Annotated in this window: 15 protein-coding genes; 11 read left to right on the top strand and 4 right to left on the bottom strand. The window is 68.7% G+C overall.

The window, feature by feature from the left end; translation table 11 throughout:
• The first annotated feature begins 21 nt into the window (after positions 1-21).
• From meaB to SJY11_RS19330, 3 genes are read left to right on the top strand one after another with little or no spacing between them, the layout of a single operon-like run.
• Positions 22-1,008 (top strand): methylmalonyl Co-A mutase-associated GTPase MeaB, encoded by a 987-nt coding sequence (gene meaB / locus SJY11_RS19320; protein ID WP_376988367.1) that lies wholly within the window; start codon positions 22-24, stop codon positions 1,006-1,008.
• A 4-nt stretch (positions 1,009-1,012) separates the two neighbouring features.
• The gene (locus tag SJY11_RS19325) at positions 1,013-1,654 is read left to right on the top strand and encodes a pyroglutamyl-peptidase I (RefSeq protein ID WP_376988368.1); all 642 of its coding nucleotides are present in this window, start codon (positions 1,013-1,015) and stop codon (positions 1,652-1,654) included.
• Positions 1,655-1,710: 56 nt separating this feature from the next.
• Entirely contained in the window at positions 1,711-3,102 is a 1,392-nt protein-coding gene (locus tag SJY11_RS19330) for a TIGR03808 family TAT-translocated repetitive protein (protein ID WP_376988369.1), read from the top strand.
• Positions 3,103-3,104: 2 nt separating this feature from the next.
• Here the strand turns inward: SJY11_RS19330 and SJY11_RS19335 are convergent, their stop codons facing one another.
• Genes SJY11_RS19335 through SJY11_RS19345 form a run of 3 tightly spaced genes read right to left on the bottom strand, consistent with a single transcriptional unit; the run spans position 3,105 to position 4,698 of the window.
• Positions 3,105-3,431, bottom strand: coding sequence for a type II toxin-antitoxin system PemK/MazF family toxin (locus tag SJY11_RS19335; RefSeq protein ID WP_376988370.1), 327 nt, complete (start codon positions 3,429-3,431; stop codon positions 3,105-3,107).
• Positions 3,428-3,655, bottom strand: a complete 228-nt coding sequence (locus tag SJY11_RS19340) for an antitoxin MazE-like protein (protein ID WP_376988371.1) — start codon at positions 3,653-3,655, stop codon at positions 3,428-3,430. Before SJY11_RS19340 ends, SJY11_RS19335 begins: the two co-directional genes overlap by 4 nt.
• A gap of 44 nt (positions 3,656-3,699) precedes the next feature.
• A complete protein-coding gene (locus tag SJY11_RS19345; RefSeq protein WP_376988372.1) occupies positions 3,700-4,698 on the bottom strand; it encodes an asparaginase in 999 nt (332 codons plus the stop codon).
• A gap of 169 nt (positions 4,699-4,867) precedes the next feature.
• Between SJY11_RS19345 and SJY11_RS19350 the strand changes: the two genes are divergently transcribed.
• From SJY11_RS19350 to SJY11_RS19375, 6 genes are all read left to right on the top strand, one after another.
• Positions 4,868-5,692 (top strand): alpha/beta hydrolase, encoded by an 825-nt coding sequence (locus tag SJY11_RS19350; protein ID WP_376988373.1) that lies wholly within the window; start codon positions 4,868-4,870, stop codon positions 5,690-5,692.
• Positions 5,693-5,747: 55 nt separating this feature from the next.
• A complete protein-coding gene (locus tag SJY11_RS19355) occupies positions 5,748-5,984 on the top strand; it encodes an Lrp/AsnC ligand binding domain-containing protein (RefSeq protein ID WP_038361355.1) in 237 nt (78 codons plus the stop codon).
• A 261-nt stretch (positions 5,985-6,245) separates the two neighbouring features.
• Positions 6,246-8,543 (top strand): NADP-dependent malic enzyme, encoded by a 2,298-nt coding sequence (locus tag SJY11_RS19360; protein WP_376988374.1) that lies wholly within the window; start codon positions 6,246-6,248, stop codon positions 8,541-8,543.
• A 108-nt stretch (positions 8,544-8,651) separates the two neighbouring features.
• The gene (locus tag SJY11_RS19365; protein ID WP_376989375.1) at positions 8,652-9,767 is read left to right on the top strand and encodes an alpha/beta hydrolase family protein; all 1,116 of its coding nucleotides are present in this window, start codon (positions 8,652-8,654) and stop codon (positions 9,765-9,767) included.
• Positions 9,768-9,889: 122 nt separating this feature from the next.
• Complete coding sequence (locus SJY11_RS19370) at positions 9,890-11,485, top strand: peptide ABC transporter substrate-binding protein (RefSeq protein WP_376988375.1); 1,596 nt, start codon at positions 9,890-9,892, stop codon at positions 11,483-11,485.
• Between the two features lie 107 nt (positions 11,486-11,592).
• Positions 11,593-12,450 carry a D-amino-acid transaminase gene (locus SJY11_RS19375; RefSeq protein WP_376988376.1) on the top strand — a complete coding sequence of 286 codons (858 nt, stop codon included), beginning with the start codon at positions 11,593-11,595 and terminating at the stop codon, positions 12,448-12,450.
• A gap of 64 nt (positions 12,451-12,514) precedes the next feature.
• Here the strand turns inward: SJY11_RS19375 and guaD are convergent, their stop codons facing one another.
• Positions 12,515-13,870, bottom strand: coding sequence for a guanine deaminase (guaD, locus tag SJY11_RS19380; RefSeq protein WP_376988377.1), 1,356 nt, complete (start codon positions 13,868-13,870; stop codon positions 12,515-12,517).
• 281 nt (positions 13,871-14,151) lie between these two features.
• Between guaD and xdhA the strand changes: the two genes are divergently transcribed.
• Positions 14,152-15,627: a xanthine dehydrogenase small subunit gene (xdhA, locus tag SJY11_RS19385; protein ID WP_376988378.1), complete on the top strand. Its 1,476-nt coding sequence runs from the start codon at positions 14,152-14,154 to the stop codon at positions 15,625-15,627.
• A 34-nt stretch (positions 15,628-15,661) separates the two neighbouring features.
• Complete coding sequence (gene xdhB / locus SJY11_RS19390; protein ID WP_376989376.1) at positions 15,662-17,971, top strand: xanthine dehydrogenase molybdopterin binding subunit; 2,310 nt, start codon at positions 15,662-15,664, stop codon at positions 17,969-17,971.
• Positions 17,972-18,041 lie beyond the last annotated feature (70 nt).

Genomic DNA, 18,041 nt, shown 5'->3' on the forward strand with positions numbered 1-18,041 from the left:
TCGGCCTTGCTAGGGGAGCTTATGGCCGATCCTTCCGCTCCTGTCACCGCACTGGTCGCCGGGCTGCTCGCCGGCGACAGGGCGGCGCTGGCGCGGGCGATCACGCTGGTCGAATCGCGCCGGCAGGACCATCGCCGCCAGGCCAGCGAGCTGATCCAGGCGCTCCTGCCGCGGACCGGCGGCGCCATTCGGGTCGGGATCACCGGCGTGCCCGGCGTCGGCAAGTCGACGACGATCGACGCGCTCGGCAGCTTTCTGACCCGACGCGGACACAAGGTCGCCGTGCTCGCGGTCGATCCGTCATCGACGCGCAGCGGCGGCTCGATCCTCGGCGACAAGACGCGCATGGCGAGGCTCGCGGTCGATCCGGCCGCCTATATCCGCCCCTCGCCCTCCTCGGGAACGCTGGGCGGCGTCGCGGCGCGGACACGCGAGACCATGCTGCTCTGCGAGGCGGCGGGTTTCGACGTCATCCTGGTCGAGACGGTCGGCGTCGGCCAGTCGGAGACGGCCGTGGCGGAGCTGACCGATTTCTTCCTGGTCCTGATGCTGCCCAATGCCGGCGACGAGTTGCAGGGCATCAAGAAGGGCATCATCGAGCTCGCCGACATGATCGCGGTCAACAAGGCGGACGGGGCCGGTGCGACCGCCGCGCGCGCCGCCGCGGCCCAGTATCAGGCCGCGCTGCACATCCTGGCGCCGGCTTCTCCCCTCTGGTCGACGCCCGTGGTGACGATCTCGGGCCTGACCGGGGACGGGCTCGACGCGCTCTGGGCCAGGATCGAGGATCACCGCGACCGCCATGAGGCCAAGGGGCTCATCGCCGACAAGCGTCATCGGCAGGATGTGAAATGGATGTGGGCCATGGTCGAGGACCGTCTCAAGGCGAAGCTGCGCGACGACCCCGCGCTGAAGGCCGCGACGCCCGCGCTGGAAGCCGCCGTCGCGGCGGGCACGCTGGCGCCGACGCTGGCGGCCGACGACATCGCGCAGGCGCTGGGACTCTGAGCCGATGACACAAGCGCGCCCCGACATTCTGGTCACGGGCTTTGGCCCCTTCCCGCGGGTGCGGGTCAATCCGACGACCGCTCTGGCGCGGGCCGTGACGAAGCGGCTGCGGGCCGCCGGTTTCGCAGCCGACGCCCTGATCCTGGAGACGAGCTATGCCGGAGGGCTGCCGCGGCTGCGCGCCCATCTCGCGGATTCTCGCCCCCGGGCGATCCTGATGCTCGGGCTGGCCGCACGCGCCCGCAAGATCCGGGTCGAACTCTTCGGCCGCGGGCATGCCAGCCCGCTCCATCCCGACGTCAGCGGGGCGACTCCAACCGCAAGGCCGGTGCCGGCTGCCCTTCCCCTGCGCACGACGGCCCATCCCCAGGCCGCGCTGGCGGCTCTGCGCCGCCGCGGGCTGCGCAGCGCGCTCTCCCCCTCGGCCGGGCGCTATCTCTGCGACGCCTGCTATGCGGCCGCCCTCCGGCCCAACCGCAGCAGCGGCGTACCGGTCATCTTCATCCATGTGCCTTGGCTGCGGCCGGCGCCCGGGTCCCGCCCAGCAAAGCGCGTCGCGGGCTTTCGTCCAGCCCGGGCGGTGCTGGTGGCGAGCCTCGCCGAGATCGGGGCCGCGCTCGCGCGCCAGGGCCGCAGGGCCGGCTGATCGGCGTGCCGGAACGGCACAGGCGCGGCCGGCACGGCGCTTGAACCGCCGCGGTCATGGCGCAAACCCCTCTCGCGATCTCGCGGCGTTCACTGCTGGCCATGGCCGTTTTCGGGACAGGCTCGCTCGCGGCCGCTCCCGGGCTCGGCCAGTCTTCACGCGCAGCGAAACCAGTGCCCCTCGGCGGGCTCGGCCTGGAGGCCACCCATTTCGGCTTTCGTCCGGGCGCCACCGAGGATCAGTCGCAGCGCCTGCAGGGCGCCCTCGCCGAGGCCGCGCGGCGCCAGGTTCCGCTCGTGATCGCGCCGGGGCGCTACCGCATCGGCCGCGTCAGACTGCCGGAAGGAGCGAGCCTGATCGGCGTGCCGGGCGCGACGACGCTGGTGGCGGCGCAGCCCGGCCCGCTGCTCGAGGCACGTGGCACCCAGCGATCGTCGCTGACCGGCGTGACGCTGGACGGGCTCAGCCTGCGCGCGGCCGGCCGCCAGGGCCTGCTGACGGCCGAGGATGTCGAGGTCCTCCAGATCCGCGACTGCGCCTTTGCCGATGCCGGGTCGGTCGGGCTCGTGATCCATCGCACAGGCGGCGACATCGAGAGCAGCAGCTTCCGCACCATGCGGGAATCGGCGCTGTTTTCCCTCGACTCGCGGGGGCTTCGCATCGAGCGCAACTCCGTCGAGGATTGCGGCAACAACGGCATCCAGCTCTGGCGCGGCCAGGCGGGCGACGAGCGCTCCTTCGTGCGCGGCAACCGCGTCGAGCGCGTCCGCGCCGATGCCGGTGGCGACGGCCCCAACGGCAACGGCATCAGCCTGTATCGGGCCGGCGGCGTCATCATCGAGGGCAACCAGTTGCGCGATTGCGCGCTGACCTTCATCCGCAACAACTCCGGCGCCAGCGTCCAGATTCTCGGGAACCAGGGGCGGCGCTGCGGCGAGGTCGGGCTCTATTCGGAGTTCGCCTTCGAGGGCGCGGTCATCGCCAACAACCTCGTCGAGGATTGCGCACAAGGCGCGAACATCACCAATCTCGACCATGGCGGCCGCTTGAGCGTCTTCGCCAACAACATCGTCCGCCGCGCCCGCAGGGGTCTCTATCCGGGCGTCAAGGAGCCGATCGGCGGCATGGGCGTGCATGTCGAGGCCGAAGCCACCGTCACCGGCAATGTGATCGAGGATGCCAGCGAGATCGGCATCTCGCTGGGCTGGTCCTGGGGCATGCGCAATCTCGTCGCGACCGGCAACATGGTGCGCCGAACCGGCATCGGCATCTCCGTCTCGCTCGTGCCCAAGCAGCGCAACGCGGTGATCTCCGGCAACGTCATCGCCAAAGCGAGCCGCGGCGCCGTCGTCGGGACCGAATACGGGAAGGCCGTCACCGGGGATCTGACGAAGGCGCCCGATGCACGGGCTGGCGGCGTGCGGGTTGAGAACAATGCGGTCGGGTGAGTTCAACGATTCAGGCCAAACACAAGGGCAATGCAGGTATCGACCTGAGCCATCTGCTCCGCCTGCAAACGGCCTATGACGGGCCCGCATTTGACGCGCCAGACCACCATGATCTTGTCCATCATGAGAATGCTCTTACTCCGCAAACCGTTCTCTGCTGACGGTTCGATCGGGATACGGAACGTCGAAACAAGGTCGTCGGTCGTCGTCATCATGGCGACCATTGTGGTGTCGATCGCCGAGAGGTCGTCGCTCTGAACGACAACAGCCGGACGAGGCTTTCCAAAATCGCCCGAGATAGCCACGGTTATGACGTCGCCGCGCGTCATCCCTCGTATGGCGGCCAATCAGTGATCGCCTCGATGAAGGCCATCACCTCCGCTTCACTCTCGCTGTTCCTGACGGCATCCATGTCGCGCTTGAGGCGCGCCATGAACTCAGCATTGTTGCGGTCAGGCACCCAGACTCGGATCTCCTTCAACCCCGCCGCCTTCTTGGCGGCGCGGTAGCGGGCCTGCTTGCTCAGGCCATCCTTCAAGGCGGGACGCGGCATGGCGGTCTCCTTTCAACGAAAGGTAATGCGCGACCTTTCGCCGGTCAAACCCGCGCCGCCCTCACCCGGCCGACCTCGATGCCGTTCCAGTTCGTCATCACGCTCTCGCGCAGCGGGGCGAAGGCGGCGACCTCAGCCTCGGCCATCGGCAGGAAGCGCGCGATCAAGTCGGCCATCACGACCTCCGCCGCGCGACCGGCACCATCGTCGCATTTGAGCGCGATGCCATAGCCCAGCTCCGGCAGGGCCCCGCAATAGACGCCCTCGGCGCCGGTCTTGATGAAGATGCGTTCGCGCAGCAGTTCCATGGCGCGGGTGTCGAAGCGGCCGGTGCCCGCGACCATGAAGGGGTGGGCGGCGGCGGCCTTGCGGATGCGGGCGGCGGCCTTCGCACGCTCGGAGCCGAAACCCCGGCCGGTGCCGAAGCGGGCAAATCCGAGGGCCAGCGCCTTCAGAGGCACGGCATAGGTCGGGATCGAGCAGCCATCGGTGCCCATCAGCTCGGACGAATGAGAGGCTCCGGTGACTGCTTCGAGGGCGCCGCGCACGGCCTTCTGCACGGCATGGCCGGCCTTCACATACCCCGCCGGGTCTTCGTCGATCCCGCAGGCAAGGCAGACGAAGCCAGCATGCTTGCCGGAGCAGTTGTTGTTGAGCGCGCTCGGCTCTTGGCCGGCCCGGGCCAGCGCACGCGCGGCGTTTTCGTTCATCGGCCAATGCGCGCCGCATTCGAGGCAGCCGGCCTCGCGCCCAGCCTTTGCCAGCATCGCCAGCGAGGTCTCGGCGTGCAGCGGCTCGCCGGAATGGGAGGAGACGGCAAGCGCGATCTCGGCCTCGGTCAGGCCGTAGCGGTCGGCGGCGCCGCTCTCGAGCAGCGGCAGCGCCTGGATCGCCTTCACCGCCGAGCGCGGGAAGACGGGGCGCTCGACATCGCCGGTGGAAAAGACCACGCCGCCATCGGCGTCGACGACAATGGCGGCTCCGCGATGGCGCGATTCGACCGTGCCGCCGCGCGTCACCTCGGCCAGGATCGGGTTGTCCATCGTCGTCTCCACTGCGACAGCGTCCTGCACGAGACGCGCGCAGCCTTGTGCCGCCCACGGCTCGACCTGTCAAAAGCGATGGCGCACAGTGGCGACACCTGCCAAGCGGAAGGTGACGCGCTCCCGAAAGGGGGCTGCATCCGCAGATCGGGCGAACCGGAGCGAGGGAATGTCGGGCGACTACGAGATCCAGTACAACAACCGCGCCCGCGTGCCGGAGCATCCGCAGGTGATCGCGAGCTGGGCCCGCGATGCCGAGGCCTATCGCGCCGAGGCCCTGTGCGAATTGGGCGTTTCCTATGGCGAGAGCGAGCGCCAGCGCTACGACCTGTTCAAGCCGGAGACGCGCAGCGGCAATGCCATCGTCCTGTTCATCCATGGCGGCTACTGGCAGGCGCTCGACCGGAGCTTCTTCTCGCATATGGCGCGCGGGCTGAACGGTCGGGGCGTGCCGGTGGCGGTCGTCGGCTATGACCTCTGCCCGCAGGTCGAGGTCGGCCATATCGTCTGGGAGATGCAGCAGGCGGCGGCCGCCCTGTGGCGGCGCTTCTCTCTGCCGGTGGTCGCGACGGGGCATTCGGCGGGCGGCCACCTCGCCGCCTGCCTGCTCGCGACCAACTGGGCCGGCGTCGAGGACGATCTGCCGGAGCATCTCGTGCCGGCGGCCTACGGGATCTCCGGACTCTACAATCTCAAGCCGCTGACGGAGACGAGCATCAACGGCGCGCTCGGACTGAGCTTCGAGGCGGCCGAACGCGAAAGCCCACTGTTCTGGCCCGCGCCCTCCGGGCTGGTCATGGATGCCGTGGTCGGCGGCGAGGAGAGTGAGGAGTATTTCAAGCAGAGCCGCCGTATCGTCGATGTCTGGGGCCTGTCGGGCGTGCAGACGCGCTATGAGGAGATCGTCGGCGCCAACCATTTCACGGTGATCGCCGGCCTCGCCGATCCCGAGAGCATCATGATCCGCCGCATCGCCGAACTCGCCGGCGCTTGATCTGAAGGGCTGTGAGGTTCTATCGAGAGCCCTCGGCCACACTCCGGAGCCCGTGATGCAGACCTTCTTCGTCGAGATCAAATGCAAGCTCGGCAAGACCTATGAGGTCGCCAGCGAACTCGCCGACCGCGAGATCGCCTCGGAGATCTACTCGACGGCGGGCAATTACGACATCCTGGCGAAGTTCCATGTCGCCGCGGACGTCGATATCGGCCATTTCGTCGCCCAGAAGGTGCAGTCGATCCCCGAGATCGCCGACACCCACACGATCATCACCTTCAAGGCGTTCTGAGCCGGGTCGCGGCGCCGCCGCGCCATGGTCGGCGACCCGGGAAGATGATTCAAGCCAACGGCTTGAATCGATCGGCTCAACCGCCGCGCGAGCGTCTTCACAGCCTGATTCAAGCGTGCCGGCCAGCCCCAGCCCCCCGGCAAGACCGCAAGCCGCGATCCATGCCTGCGATTAATGCATCCACCGCGCTTGACGACCTCGCCCCATTCGCGCGACCTCGGCTGCTCCTGACATTGAGCCTGCGCCGCCGGAGCCGCCGCGATGAAGAGCAACCTGTCCCAAGATCTTCGCTCCGGCGCGCTCGTCTATCACCGCCTGCCACGCCCCGGTAAGATCGAGATCCAGGCGACCAAGCCGCTCGGCAACCAGCGCGACCTCGCGCTCGCCTATTCGCCGGGCGTCGCTGCCGCCTGCGAGGCCATCGTCGACGATCCCTCTCAGGCCGCCGAGCTGACCTCGCGGCAGAACCTCGTCGCCGTCATCACCAACGGCACCGCCGTGCTGGGACTGGGCGATATCGGCCCGCTCGCCTCCAAGCCGGTGATGGAGGGCAAGGCGGTCCTGTTCAAGAAATTCGCCGGGATCGACTGCTTCGACATCGAGGTCGAGCAGAAGAACATCGAGAAATTCGTCGAGGTCGTCGCGGCGCTGGAGCCGACCTTCGGCGGCATCAATCTCGAGGACATCAAGGGCCCGGAATGCTTCGAGATCGAGGAGCAGCTCAAGGCCCGGATGAACATCCCGGTCTTCCATGACGACCAGCATGGCACGGCGATCATCGTCTCGGCCGCGATCCTCAACGGGCTCAACCTGTCGGGCAAGAAGATCGGCGACGTCAAGATCGTCGTGTCCGGCGCGGGTGCCGCGGCGCTGGCCTGCCTCAACCTGCTGGTCGAGCTCGGCGCGCAGCGCAAGAACATCTGGGTCACCGACCTGGAAGGCGTCGTCCACAAGGGCCGCAACACCCTGATGGACCGCTGGAAGGAGGTCTATGCGCAGGAGACCGACGCCCGCACGCTCGCGGAGGTGATCCCCGGCGCCGACGTGTTCCTGGGTCTCTCGGCCGCCGGCGTCCTGAAGCCCGAGATGGCCAAAGCGATGGGTCCCAAGCCGCTGATCCTGGCGCTCGCCAACCCCAATCCCGAGATCACGCCCGAGGACGCGCTGGCGGTGCGGCCCGACGCGATGATCTGCACCGGGCGCTCGGACTATCCCAACCAGGTCAACAACGTCCTCTGCTTCCCCTACATCTTCCGCGGCGCGCTCGACGTGCAGGCGACGACGATCAACGAGGCGATGAAGCTCGCCGCCGTGCGCGCCATCGCATCGCTGGCGCGCGAGGCGACGTCCGACATCGCGGCGCGCGCCTATGGCGGCGAATCCTCGACCTTCGGGGCGACCTCTCTGATCCCCAACCCGTTCGATCCCCGACTGATCATCCGGATCGCGCCGGCCGTCGCCGAGGCGGCGATGGCGACCGGCGTGGCGCGCAAGCCGCTGCCCGATATCGAGGCCTATCGCGAGGAACTCTCGCGCTTCGTCTTCCGCTCCGGTTTCATCATGAAGCCGCTCTTCGCCCAGGCGAAGGCCGACCCCAAGCGCGTGATCTATGCCGAGGGCGAGGACGAGCGCGTGCTGAGGGCCGCGCAGGTCGCACTCGAAGAAGGGCTGGCGATCCCGATCCTGATCGGGCGCCCCAGCGTGATCGAAAGCCGCGTGCAGCGCTTCGGCCTGTCGATCCGGCCCGGCATCGACTGCGAGGTGATCAACCCCGAGGACGACCCGCGCTATCGCGATTACGTCCAGACCTATCTCGACATCGCCGGCCGGCGCGGCATCACGCCCGAGGCGGCACGCTCGCTGGTGCGCACCAACAACACGGTGATCGCCGCGCTCGCGGTGGCGCGCGGCGAGGCGGATGCGATGATCACCGGCCTCGAGGGCCGGTTCATGTCGCGGTTGCGGCACATCAAGGACATCATCGGGCTGGCGCCCGGCGTCTGCGACATCTCGGCGATGACGCTGATCATCACCAACAAGGGCGCCTTCTTCCTCGCCGACACCCATGTGAAGCACGATCCCAGCGCCGAGGAGATCGCCGACATGACGGTGCTGGCGGCGAGCCATGTCGCCCGCTTCGGCATCGAGCCCAAGATCGCTTTGCTGTCGCATTCGGATTTCGGCGCGGCGGACACGCCCTCGGCGCTCAAGATGCGCAAGGCGCTCGGCCTGATCCGCGAGCGCGCGCCGGATCTGGAATGCGACGGCGAAATGGAGGCCGACACCGCGCTGCTGGCGATGGTGCGCGAGCGGGTGCTGCCCTCCTCGCGGCTGAAGGGCGTCGCCAATGTGCTGATCTTCCCCAATCTCGACGCCGCCAACATCGCCTATCAGTTCGCGAAGGTGCTGGCAGACGCCTTGCCGGTCGGGCCGATCCTGATCGGCGCGGCCAAGCCCGTGCATATCCTCACCGGCTCGGTGACCGCACGCGGCGTCGTCAACATGACCGCAGTGGCGGTGGTCGAGGCGCAGGAGCGGGCGGCGGTCGCGGCCGGCTGAGACCCGCCTGTCGCCGTTGCGGCCGGGACACCGGCTCTGCCATGATCGCGGCGGTGCCGGCCCTCGGGGACGCGCCGTGCGGGTCGGGGGAAACGGGCCTTGAACATCGTGAAGATCCTGCGCGCGCTCTGTCTGCTGGGGGCCTTCGTGGCGGTCTGGCCCGTGCCTTACGCCTCCGCCCAGGACGTGCCGGTCGGCGCATCACTGCGACAGGAGAATGGCTTCCTCCGCATCCAGGCGAAAGGGCGCGAGGTCCGGCTGGAAAGCCTGATCGTCCGGCCGGAGGGCGTGACGGGGCCGCTGCCGCTGGCGATCATCACCCACGGCCGCAGCAGCAGTTCGCTCAGCATGGGCGACCTGCGGGCGGCCCGCTACGCGACGCTGGCGCGTGATCTCGCCCGCCGGGGCTGGCTCGCCGCCGTGGTGATGCGCCGCGGTGCCGGCCAGTCGGACGGACCGCTGCCGTCGCTGACCTCCTGCCCGTCCCCCGATATCGCCGGCGCTTTCGGAGACGATGCTGATGACATCGAGGGCGCGCTGCGCGCTCTCCAGGCGCGGCCGGATGTCGACGGGCAGCGGGTGATCCTGCTCGGAGAATCGGCTGGCGGCGCCACCGCACTGGCCCTGATGCGCCGCAAGCCGGCGGGCCTGCGCGGCATCGTCAACGTCGCCGGCGGGCTCAATCTCGAGGCCTGCACCGAACGCGGCCAGGACGCGCTGGTCGCGGCCATGAGCGCCTGGCAGGGGCCGGACGCGGCGCCGCAACTCTGGATCTATGCCCGCAACGACGAGCTCTTCCCGCCGGCTCTGGTCGCGCGGATGCGCAAGGCGGCGCTCGATGCCGGGGCCGATGTCCGCTTCATCGACCTGCCGGAGCTCAAGCCGCGCGGCCACATGGCGTTCCTCCACGGACAGGCGAGGCATCTCTGGCTGCGCGAGATGGATGCCTCGCTGCGCGCCTGGGACCTGCCGACGATTCCCCGCGATCGCGGCCGCTCCTTCCATGCCAAGCTCGGCCTGAGCACGCGGCTCGATGTCTTCGAGCGCTATTTCTCGGGCCCCGGCGAGCGGGCGATGGCGCTGAGCCGCAGCAAGAAGCAGTTCCGTTACTGGTTCGGCACCACCGATCTGGAGAGGGCCAAGGCGAATGCACTGCGCGACTGTGGGGTGCTGGCAACCGATTGCGTGATCGCCTTCGAGAACGACCGGTTCATGCTGGAGTGACGGAGCGGCGGGGCGGCCGTGCGCCGATCCGTCTCACCCTCTTGGCGGCGCAGACGAGCCGGGCTCTACTGCGGTCCAGCGGGCCCTGCCCGTCTCGCCCGTTGCAGCAGGGAGAGCTTCTGATGCCGGGACTTCGGAGCCTCGCTTTCGGGCTCGCGATTGGGCTCGCCCTCGCGACAGCGGGGGCGGCGCTTGCTCAGGGCATGCTCCACCGCAGCCATGACGGCGATCCCGGCAGTCTCGATCCGCTGCGGACGACGAGCGTCACCGAAACGCATCTGCTGCGCGATCTCTATGAGGGTCTCGTCATCCACACGATGAAGGGCGAGATTGCGCCGGGCGTGGCCGAGAGCTGGACGACGAGCGAGGACGGGCTGCTCTGGCGCTTCACCCTGCGTCGGGACGCGCTTTGGTCGAATGGCGAGCCGGTGACGGCGTCCGACTTCGTGTTCTCGCTGCGGCGCATGGTCGATCCGCGCTCGGGCGCGCCCTACGCGCCGCTCTTCTATCCGATCCTCCATGCCGAGCGCATCCACAAAGGGGCCGAGGGCATGCGCGTCGAGGATCTCGGCGTGTCGGCGCCGGAGCCCGGGCTGCTTGAAATCCGGCTGGAGCGCCCGACGCCCCATCTGCTCGAACTGCTGGCGCATCAGGCCGCCCTGCCGGTCCACCCAGCGACCGCGGACCGGCCCGGCCGGCTGGCGGCGCGCGTGGCCGACTGGGTGTCGAACGGCCCCTATGTGCTGAAGGAGTTCGTGCCCAGCTCGCACATCCGGCTGGGCCGCAACCCCTCCTTCCACGCCGCCGCCGGTGTCCGCATCGAGACGGTGATCTCCTATCCCATCTCGGATGCTGCGGTCGCGGCGCGGCGCTTCCTGGCCGGCGAACTGCACCTGACGACCGACATCCCCACGGACGAGATCGCGGCCCTGCGCGGGCGGCTGGGCGCGCAGCTCCGCGTCTCGCCGGCGCTCGGCACCTGGTTCCTGGTGCTGAACACGGCCAAGGCCCCCTTCTCCGATGCGCGGCTGCGCCGGGCGCTGTCGCTCGCGATCGACCGGGAATTCATCGCCGAGCGCGTCTGGGCCGGCACGATGCTGCCGGCCTATGGCGTGATCCCGCCTCATATCGGCAATTACGGCGAGCGCGCCGAACTCGACTTCAAGGCCGCCTCCCCGCTCGAGCGCGAAGACGAGGCGAAGCGTCTGATGGCGGCCGCGGGCTATGGGCCCGGCATACCGCTGCGGCTCGAGTTGCGCTACAACCGCAGCGACAACAACCGGCGCACCATTGCGGCGATCGCGGAGCAATGGGCGGCGATCGGCATCGAGACCTCCCTCATCGAGACCGACAGCGCGGCGCATTTCGCGCATCTGCGCGAGGGCGGCGATTTCGACGTCGCCCGCTATGGCTGGATCGGCGACTATTCCGATCCGCAGAGCTTCCTCTTCCTGTTCCGAAGCGACAACACCGGCTTCAATGTCGGGCGCTATGCCGATCCGCAGTTCGACGCGCTGATGACGCTCGCGGCCGGCGAAGCCGATCTCGCCAGGCGCGCCGCGATCCTGCGCGAGGCCGACAGCCTGATCGTGCGCGACCAGCCCTGGATCCCGGTGCTGCACTACTCCCACAGGAACCTGGTCTCGAACCGGCTCGCCGGCTTCGCGCCGAACCCGCAGGGCGCGATCCCGTCGCGCTTCCTGAGCTTTCGCCCCTGACAGAAGCGGGGCTGCCCCCGCATCGACGCCGGGATTCACCCCTCGCGCCCGGCCTGCGTCTCGGCTAGGAGCGATGGTGTTGGAAACCCGCTGGCGAGAACCGACCGATGTCCCGCATTGTCTATGTGAACGGCGCCTATCTCCCCGAGGAGGACGCCAAGATCTCGGTCTTCGACCGTGGCTTCATCTTCGGCGACGGCATCTACGAGGTCTCGGCGGTGATCGGCGGCAAACTGGTCGATTGCGAGGCGCATCTGGCGCGGCTCGCGCGCTCGTGCGGCGAGATCCGGCTCGCTTTGCCCTGGTCGACCGTTGAGCTGGTGGCGATCCACGAGGAACTGATCCGCCGCAACGCGCTTGACGAGGGCGGCGTCTATCTCGAGGTCACGCGCGGCGCGGCCGATCGCGACTTCCCCTTCCCGAAGGACGTGATGCCGACGCTGGTGATGTTCACCCAGGCCCGCAACTTCGTGAACGCCCCGGCGGCGAAGACCGGCATCAAGGTGGTCTCGACTCCGGATCTGCGCTGGGCCCGGCGCGACATCAAGAGCGTCAACCTGCTCGCTCCCGTGCTGGCCAAGCAGTTCGCGGCCGAAAGCGGCGCGCAGGAGGCCTGGATGATCGAGGACGGCGTGGTGACCGAGGGCGCCTCCTCCACCGCCTGGATCGTCAAGGGCAAGACGCTGATCTCGCGGCCGCTCTCGCACAAAGTCCTGCCCGGCATCACCCGCAAGGCCGTGCTGGCCTATATCGAAGAGACCGGCTTCGCCTTCGAGGAGCGCGAATTCACGCTGGCCGAGGCGCTGGACGCCGAGGAGGCCTTCATCACGTCGGCGACCAGCCTCGTCATGCCGGTCACGACGATCGACGGCCACAGCATCCATAACGGCGCCCCGGGCCCGACCGCGCTGCGCCTGCGCGAAATCTATATCGACTTCGCCCGCAAGGGCGGCGTGCTGGGGTGAAGCGCGTCATGCTCGGGCCTGACCCGAGCATCTCTTGCCGGAGATTCTCGGGTCTGCGCGGAGTTTACGCTTGGGCCGATCGACGATCGGACCCGAGCGCTCCGCCCGAGAATGACGGAGCATTGACCCGCTCCCCCATCACATAGGTCGCGACGACGTTGCGCTCGTCGCCGAGCGTGACCAGCACGAACAGCTCCTCCGCCAGATCGCGCGACGTCTCCAGCCGGTGCGCCATGGCGCGCTGGGCGGCCGCGTCGAGCACGACGATATCGGCCTCGTGGCCGGGTTCCAGCGAGCCGATCAGATGGTCGAGCTTCAGCGCCCTGGCGTTGCCGAGCGTGATGGCGTGCAGGGCCGCGAAAGCCGAGAGTGACTGCCCCTGCAACTGCAGGACCTTATAGGCCTCCGACATCGTCCTGAGCATCGAATAGGAGGTGCCGCCGCCGATATCGGTCGCGACGGCGACCGGCAGGCCCTCCGCCCGGGCGCGGGCCCAATCGAACAGGCCCGATCCCAGGAAGAGGTTCGAGGTCGGACAGAAGACGGCGACGCTGCCGGTTTCGGCGAAACGGCGCCATTCCCGGTCGGTCATGTGGATGCAGTGGCCGAGCAGGCTCCTGGGCCCCAGCAGACCGTATTGCTGGTAGATGCCGGCATAGTCGCCGGGCTCCGGATAGAGTTCGTTGGCGAGCGCGATCTCGGCCCGGTTCTCGTTGATATGGGTTTGGACATGGCAGTCGGGATGCTCGGCCGCCAACCGCCCCGCGGCCGCCATCTGCTCCGGCGTCGAGGTCACCACGAAGCGCGGGGTGATGGCGTAGAGCTGGCGGCCCTTGCCGTGCCAGCGCTCGATCAACGCCTTCGAGTCGGCATAGCTGCTCTGCGCCGTGTCGGTGAGCGCCTCGGGCGCATTGCGGTCCATCATCACCTTGCCGGCGATCATGCGGGTGTTGCGGCGTTCGGATTCAGCAAACAGCGCTTCGGCCGATTGCGTATGGACCGAGCAGTAGATCACCGCCGTCGTGGTGCCGTTGGCCAGCAATTCATCGAGCAGGAAGGTCGCGAGCTTCTCCGGGTGGCCCTGCTGCGCAAGCCGCTGCTCCTCGACGAAGGTGTAGCGGTTGAGCCAGTCCATCAGCTGGGCGCCATAGGAGGCGATCACCTGCGTCTGCGGCATGTGGAGATGGGCGTCGATGAAGCCGGGCATGATCAGATGCGGGCGGTGGTCGGTGATCTCCGCCCCCACCGGCAGGGTCGGCAGGATGGCCTCCGCCGGGCCCACCGCACGGATCACCCCGCCCTCGATCACCAGCACCCCATCCGCGACGTAACGATGCGCGGCATCGCCGACGTCGTGCGGATCGGCCACGAACCACAAAAGGCGGCCGCGCAGGGCACGAAGGGGACTGGTCTGGCTCAAGGATTGGCACTCCGGCTCGGATTCACATCACATCTGCACCAAATCAAAGCTTCCGGCCAAGCGGGATCATGCCTAATCTGAGGGCATGATTTGTGTCCGGTCGTTTGCTTTGCTCGATCATCGCGCGTTCCCTCCGCCGTCATCCTGGCCGGAGCGAAGCGCAGCGCCGGGATCCATCATAAGGCGCCGTCGCTACTCTACGATGGATCCCGGACTGGCGCCGCTGCGCGGCTTGTCCAGGATGACGGTGGAGATCCTCGGCATCGAGGAGCATGTCCACGATGCGTGACACGCTCCGCTTCCTCCTCGGCGACGAGTTGGTCGAGATCACCGCCTGCGACCCGACGCTGACGGTGCTCGACTGGCTGCGGCTTGACCGGCGCCTGACCGGCAGCAAGGAAGGCTGCGCCGAGGGCGATTGCGGCGCCTGCACGGTCGTCGTCGGCCGGCTCGATCGTGGGCGGCTGCGCTACGAGGCGATCAATGCCTGCATCCGCTTCCTGCCGACGCTGGACGGCTGCCAGTTGCTGACGGTCGAGCATCTGAAACGTCCGGACGGCAGCCTGCACCCGGTGCAGCAGGCGATGGTCGATTGCCACGGCTCGCAATGCGGCTTCTGCACGCCGGGCATCGTGATGTCGCTCTTCGCGCTCTGGCTGAACGAGGATGCGCCATCGGTTGCGCGGATCGAGGATGCGCTGGCGGGCAATCTCTGCCGCTGCACCGGTTATGAGCCGATCATCGCGGCAGCGCAGCGCATGTCGGCCGACGGCCACGACCGGCCGGACCACGAGGCGGTCACCGCGAGGCTGCACGATCTCGACGGTGACGAGACGCTCGCCCTCTCTGGACCCCGAGGGCGCTTCTTCGCCCCAGCGAGCGTCGCGGGGTTGGCGGATCTGGTGGCCGCCCATCCGCAGGCGACGCTGGTGGCGGGCGCGACCGATGTCGGGCTCTGGGTGACGAAGGGGATGCGGCGGCTCGATCCCGTCATCTCGCTCGGGCGCGTCGCGGCGCTGCGGGAGATCGCGCATCGGGGCGATCACCTCGTCTTCGGCGCGATGGCGACCCATGCGGAGGTCCGCCCCGTGCTGGCGTCGCTCTCGCCGCAACTCGACGAGCTGATGCGCCGCTTCGGCGGCGAGCAGGTCCGCAATGCCGGCACGATCGGCGGCAACATCGCCAATGGCTCGCCGATCGGCGACCTGCCGCCGGCGCTGATCGCGCTGGGAGCGAGGCTGGTTCTGGCGAAGGCGGCGCCGGACGGATTGGCTCGCCGCGACATCCCGCTCGAAGCCTTCTTCCTCGACTACCGCAAGCAGGACCGGCGCGAGGGCGAGTTCGTCGAGGCGGTGATCGTGCCCAGGCCGGGGCCGGATGCGCTCATCCATGTCTCGAAGATCTCGAAGCGCTTCGACGAGGACATCTCCGCCGTCTGCGGCGCCTTCCTGCTGCGGCGCGATTCCGCCGGCCGCATCGCGGAAGCCCGACTGGCCTATGGCGGCATGGCGGGCACGCCCAAACGCGCCGCCGCCGCGGAAGCCGCGCTGACCGGCCGGCGCTGGGACGAGCCCGCCGTGAGCGCCGCCATCGCCGCGCTTTCCAGCGATTTTACCCCTCTCAGCGACATGCGGGCCTCGGCCGGCTACCGGCTGACGGTCGCGGGCAACCTGCTTAGGCGCTTCCTGATCGAGACGACGCAGCCCGATGTCGAGACGCGCGTGGCCGGCCAACTCGCTGAGGCCGCCCATGGCTGATGCGCGCCGCCGACTGGAGAGCGAAACCTCCGCAATGGTCGGAGCGCCGCGCATCCACGATTCCGCTGCCCGCCATGTCACAGGCGAAGCGGTCTATATCGACGACATCGCGGCGCCAGAGGGGCTTCTGCACGCCTATCTTGGTCTCAGCCGCATCGCCCATGGGCGGCTGGTCTCGCTCGATCTCGCGCCCGTGCTGGCGGCGCCCGGCGTGGTCACGGTGCTGACGGCGGCCGATATTCCCGGCGTCAACGACATCTCCTCGACGCATCGCCATGACGAGCCGGTCTTCGCGACGCAGACGATCCTGCATCACGGCCAGCCGCTCTTCGCTGTGGTCGCGCAGACGCGCCAGGCGGCGCGGCAGGCTGCTGCGCTGGCGCAGGCGGTCTATGACGAGGCCCCGCCTGTGCTCGACGTCGCGGCGGCCCGCGCGGCCGGCGGCACGCTGGTAACCGACCCGCTCAAGCTCGAGCGCGGCGATGTCGCTGCCGCGCTGGCGGAAAGCCCGCGCCGGCTCAAGGGCTCGATGACGATCGGGGGCCAAGACCATTTCTACCTCGAAAGCCAGATCGCGCTCGCCATCCCCGGCGAAGAGGAGGACATGCAGGTCTTCTCCTCGACGCAGCATCCGAGCGAAGTGCAGCACATGGTGGCGCAGGTGCTGGGCGTCGCCTCCCATGCCGTCACCGTCGAGGTCAGGCGCATGGGCGGCGGCTTCGGCGGCAAGGAAACGCAATCCAATCTCTTCGCCTGCGTCGCCGCGCTCGCCGCCAGCAAGCTCAAGCGGCCGGTGAAGCTCAGGCCGGACCGTGACGACGACATGATCGTCACTGGCAAGCGGCACGACTTCGTCGTCGATTACGAGATCGGCTTCGACAACGAGGGACGCATCCATGCGGTCGACGCGGTCTATGCGGCGCGCTGCGGCTGGAACGCGGATCTCTCGGGGCCGGTGACGGACCGCGCGCTGTTCCACATGGACAATTGCTATTTCTACCCGGCGGTGCGCGCCCGCTCCGAGCCGCTGTTCACGAACACCGTCTCGAACACCGCCTTTCGCGGTTTCGGGGGGCCGCAGGGCATGGTCGGGGCCGACCGCTTCATCGAGGAGGTCGCCTTCGCGACCGGGCTCGACCCGCTGGAGGTGCGCCGGCGCAACCTCTATGGCGGCAGGCCCGGCGACGGGTCGGGCCGCGATCTGACGCCCTACCACCAGACGGTGACGGACAACATCGCGGGCGAGGTGATCGGGCGGCTGGAGCGCTCCTGCGACTACCGCGCGAGGCAGGCGGCGATCCGGGAGGCCAATGCCAAAAGCCCGATCGTTAAACGCGGCATCGCGCTGACACCGGTCAAGTTCGGCATCTCCTTCACCGCCACCTGGTACAATCAGGCGGGCGCGCTGGTGCATGTCTACACCGACGGTTCGGTGATGCTGAACCATGGCGGCACCGAGATGGGCCAGGGGCTCTATATCAAGGTGGCGCAGGTGGTGGGCCACGCCTTCGGGATCGGCCTCGACCGGGTCAAGATCACCGCGACGACAACCGGCAAGGTCCCCAACACATCCGCGACCGCCGCCTCCTCGGGCTCCGATCTCAACGGCATGGCGGCGCTCGACGCCTGCGAGACGATCAAGGCGCGGATGACCGAATTCGCCGCCCGGCACTGGCAGGAAAGCCCGGAGGCGATCGCCTTCCGGCCGGGCTTCGTGCAGGTCGGCGCCCGCGAGATCGCCTTCGTCGATCTGGTCAAGGCGGCCTATATGGCGCGCGTCCAGCTCTCGGCGACGGGCTTCTACGCGACGCCGAAGATCCATTGGGACCGCAAGGCCGGGCGCGGCCAGCCCTTCTACTATTTCGCCTATGGGGCGGCGGCGGCCGAGGTCGCTGTCGATACGCTGACCGGCGAATACAAGGTCGAGCGCGTCGACATCCTTCATGATTGCGGGACATCGCTGAACCCGGCGATCGACAAGGGCCAGATCGAGGGCGGCTTCATCCAGGGCATGGGCTGGCTGACGACCGAGGAACTGGTCTGGGATGCCAAGGGCGTGCTGAAAACGCATGCGCCCTCAACCTACAAGATACCCGTCGCCTCCGACCGGCCGCGCATCTTCAACGTCACGCTGCTCGAGAACGCCCCCAATCGCGAGGCGACGATCCACCGCTCCAAGGCGGTCGGCGAGCCGCCGCTGATGCTGGCGATCAGCGTGCTGCATGCGCTGTCGGACGCTGTGGCGAGCGTCGGCGGCCACCGGGTGTGTCCGCGGCTCGACGCGCCCGCCACGCCCGAGCGCGTGCTGGCGGCGGTGGAGCGGGTTCGGGCGGAGGCGGGATGATGAGAGCGTTTCGCTCACATTGGCACTCGACAAACCCCTCCCCCTTGTGGGGAGGGGTAGGGGTGGGGGT

The organism is Allobosea sp. R86505 (assembly GCF_042466375.1).
Classification (GTDB): Bacteria; Pseudomonadota; Alphaproteobacteria; order Rhizobiales; family Beijerinckiaceae; genus Allobosea.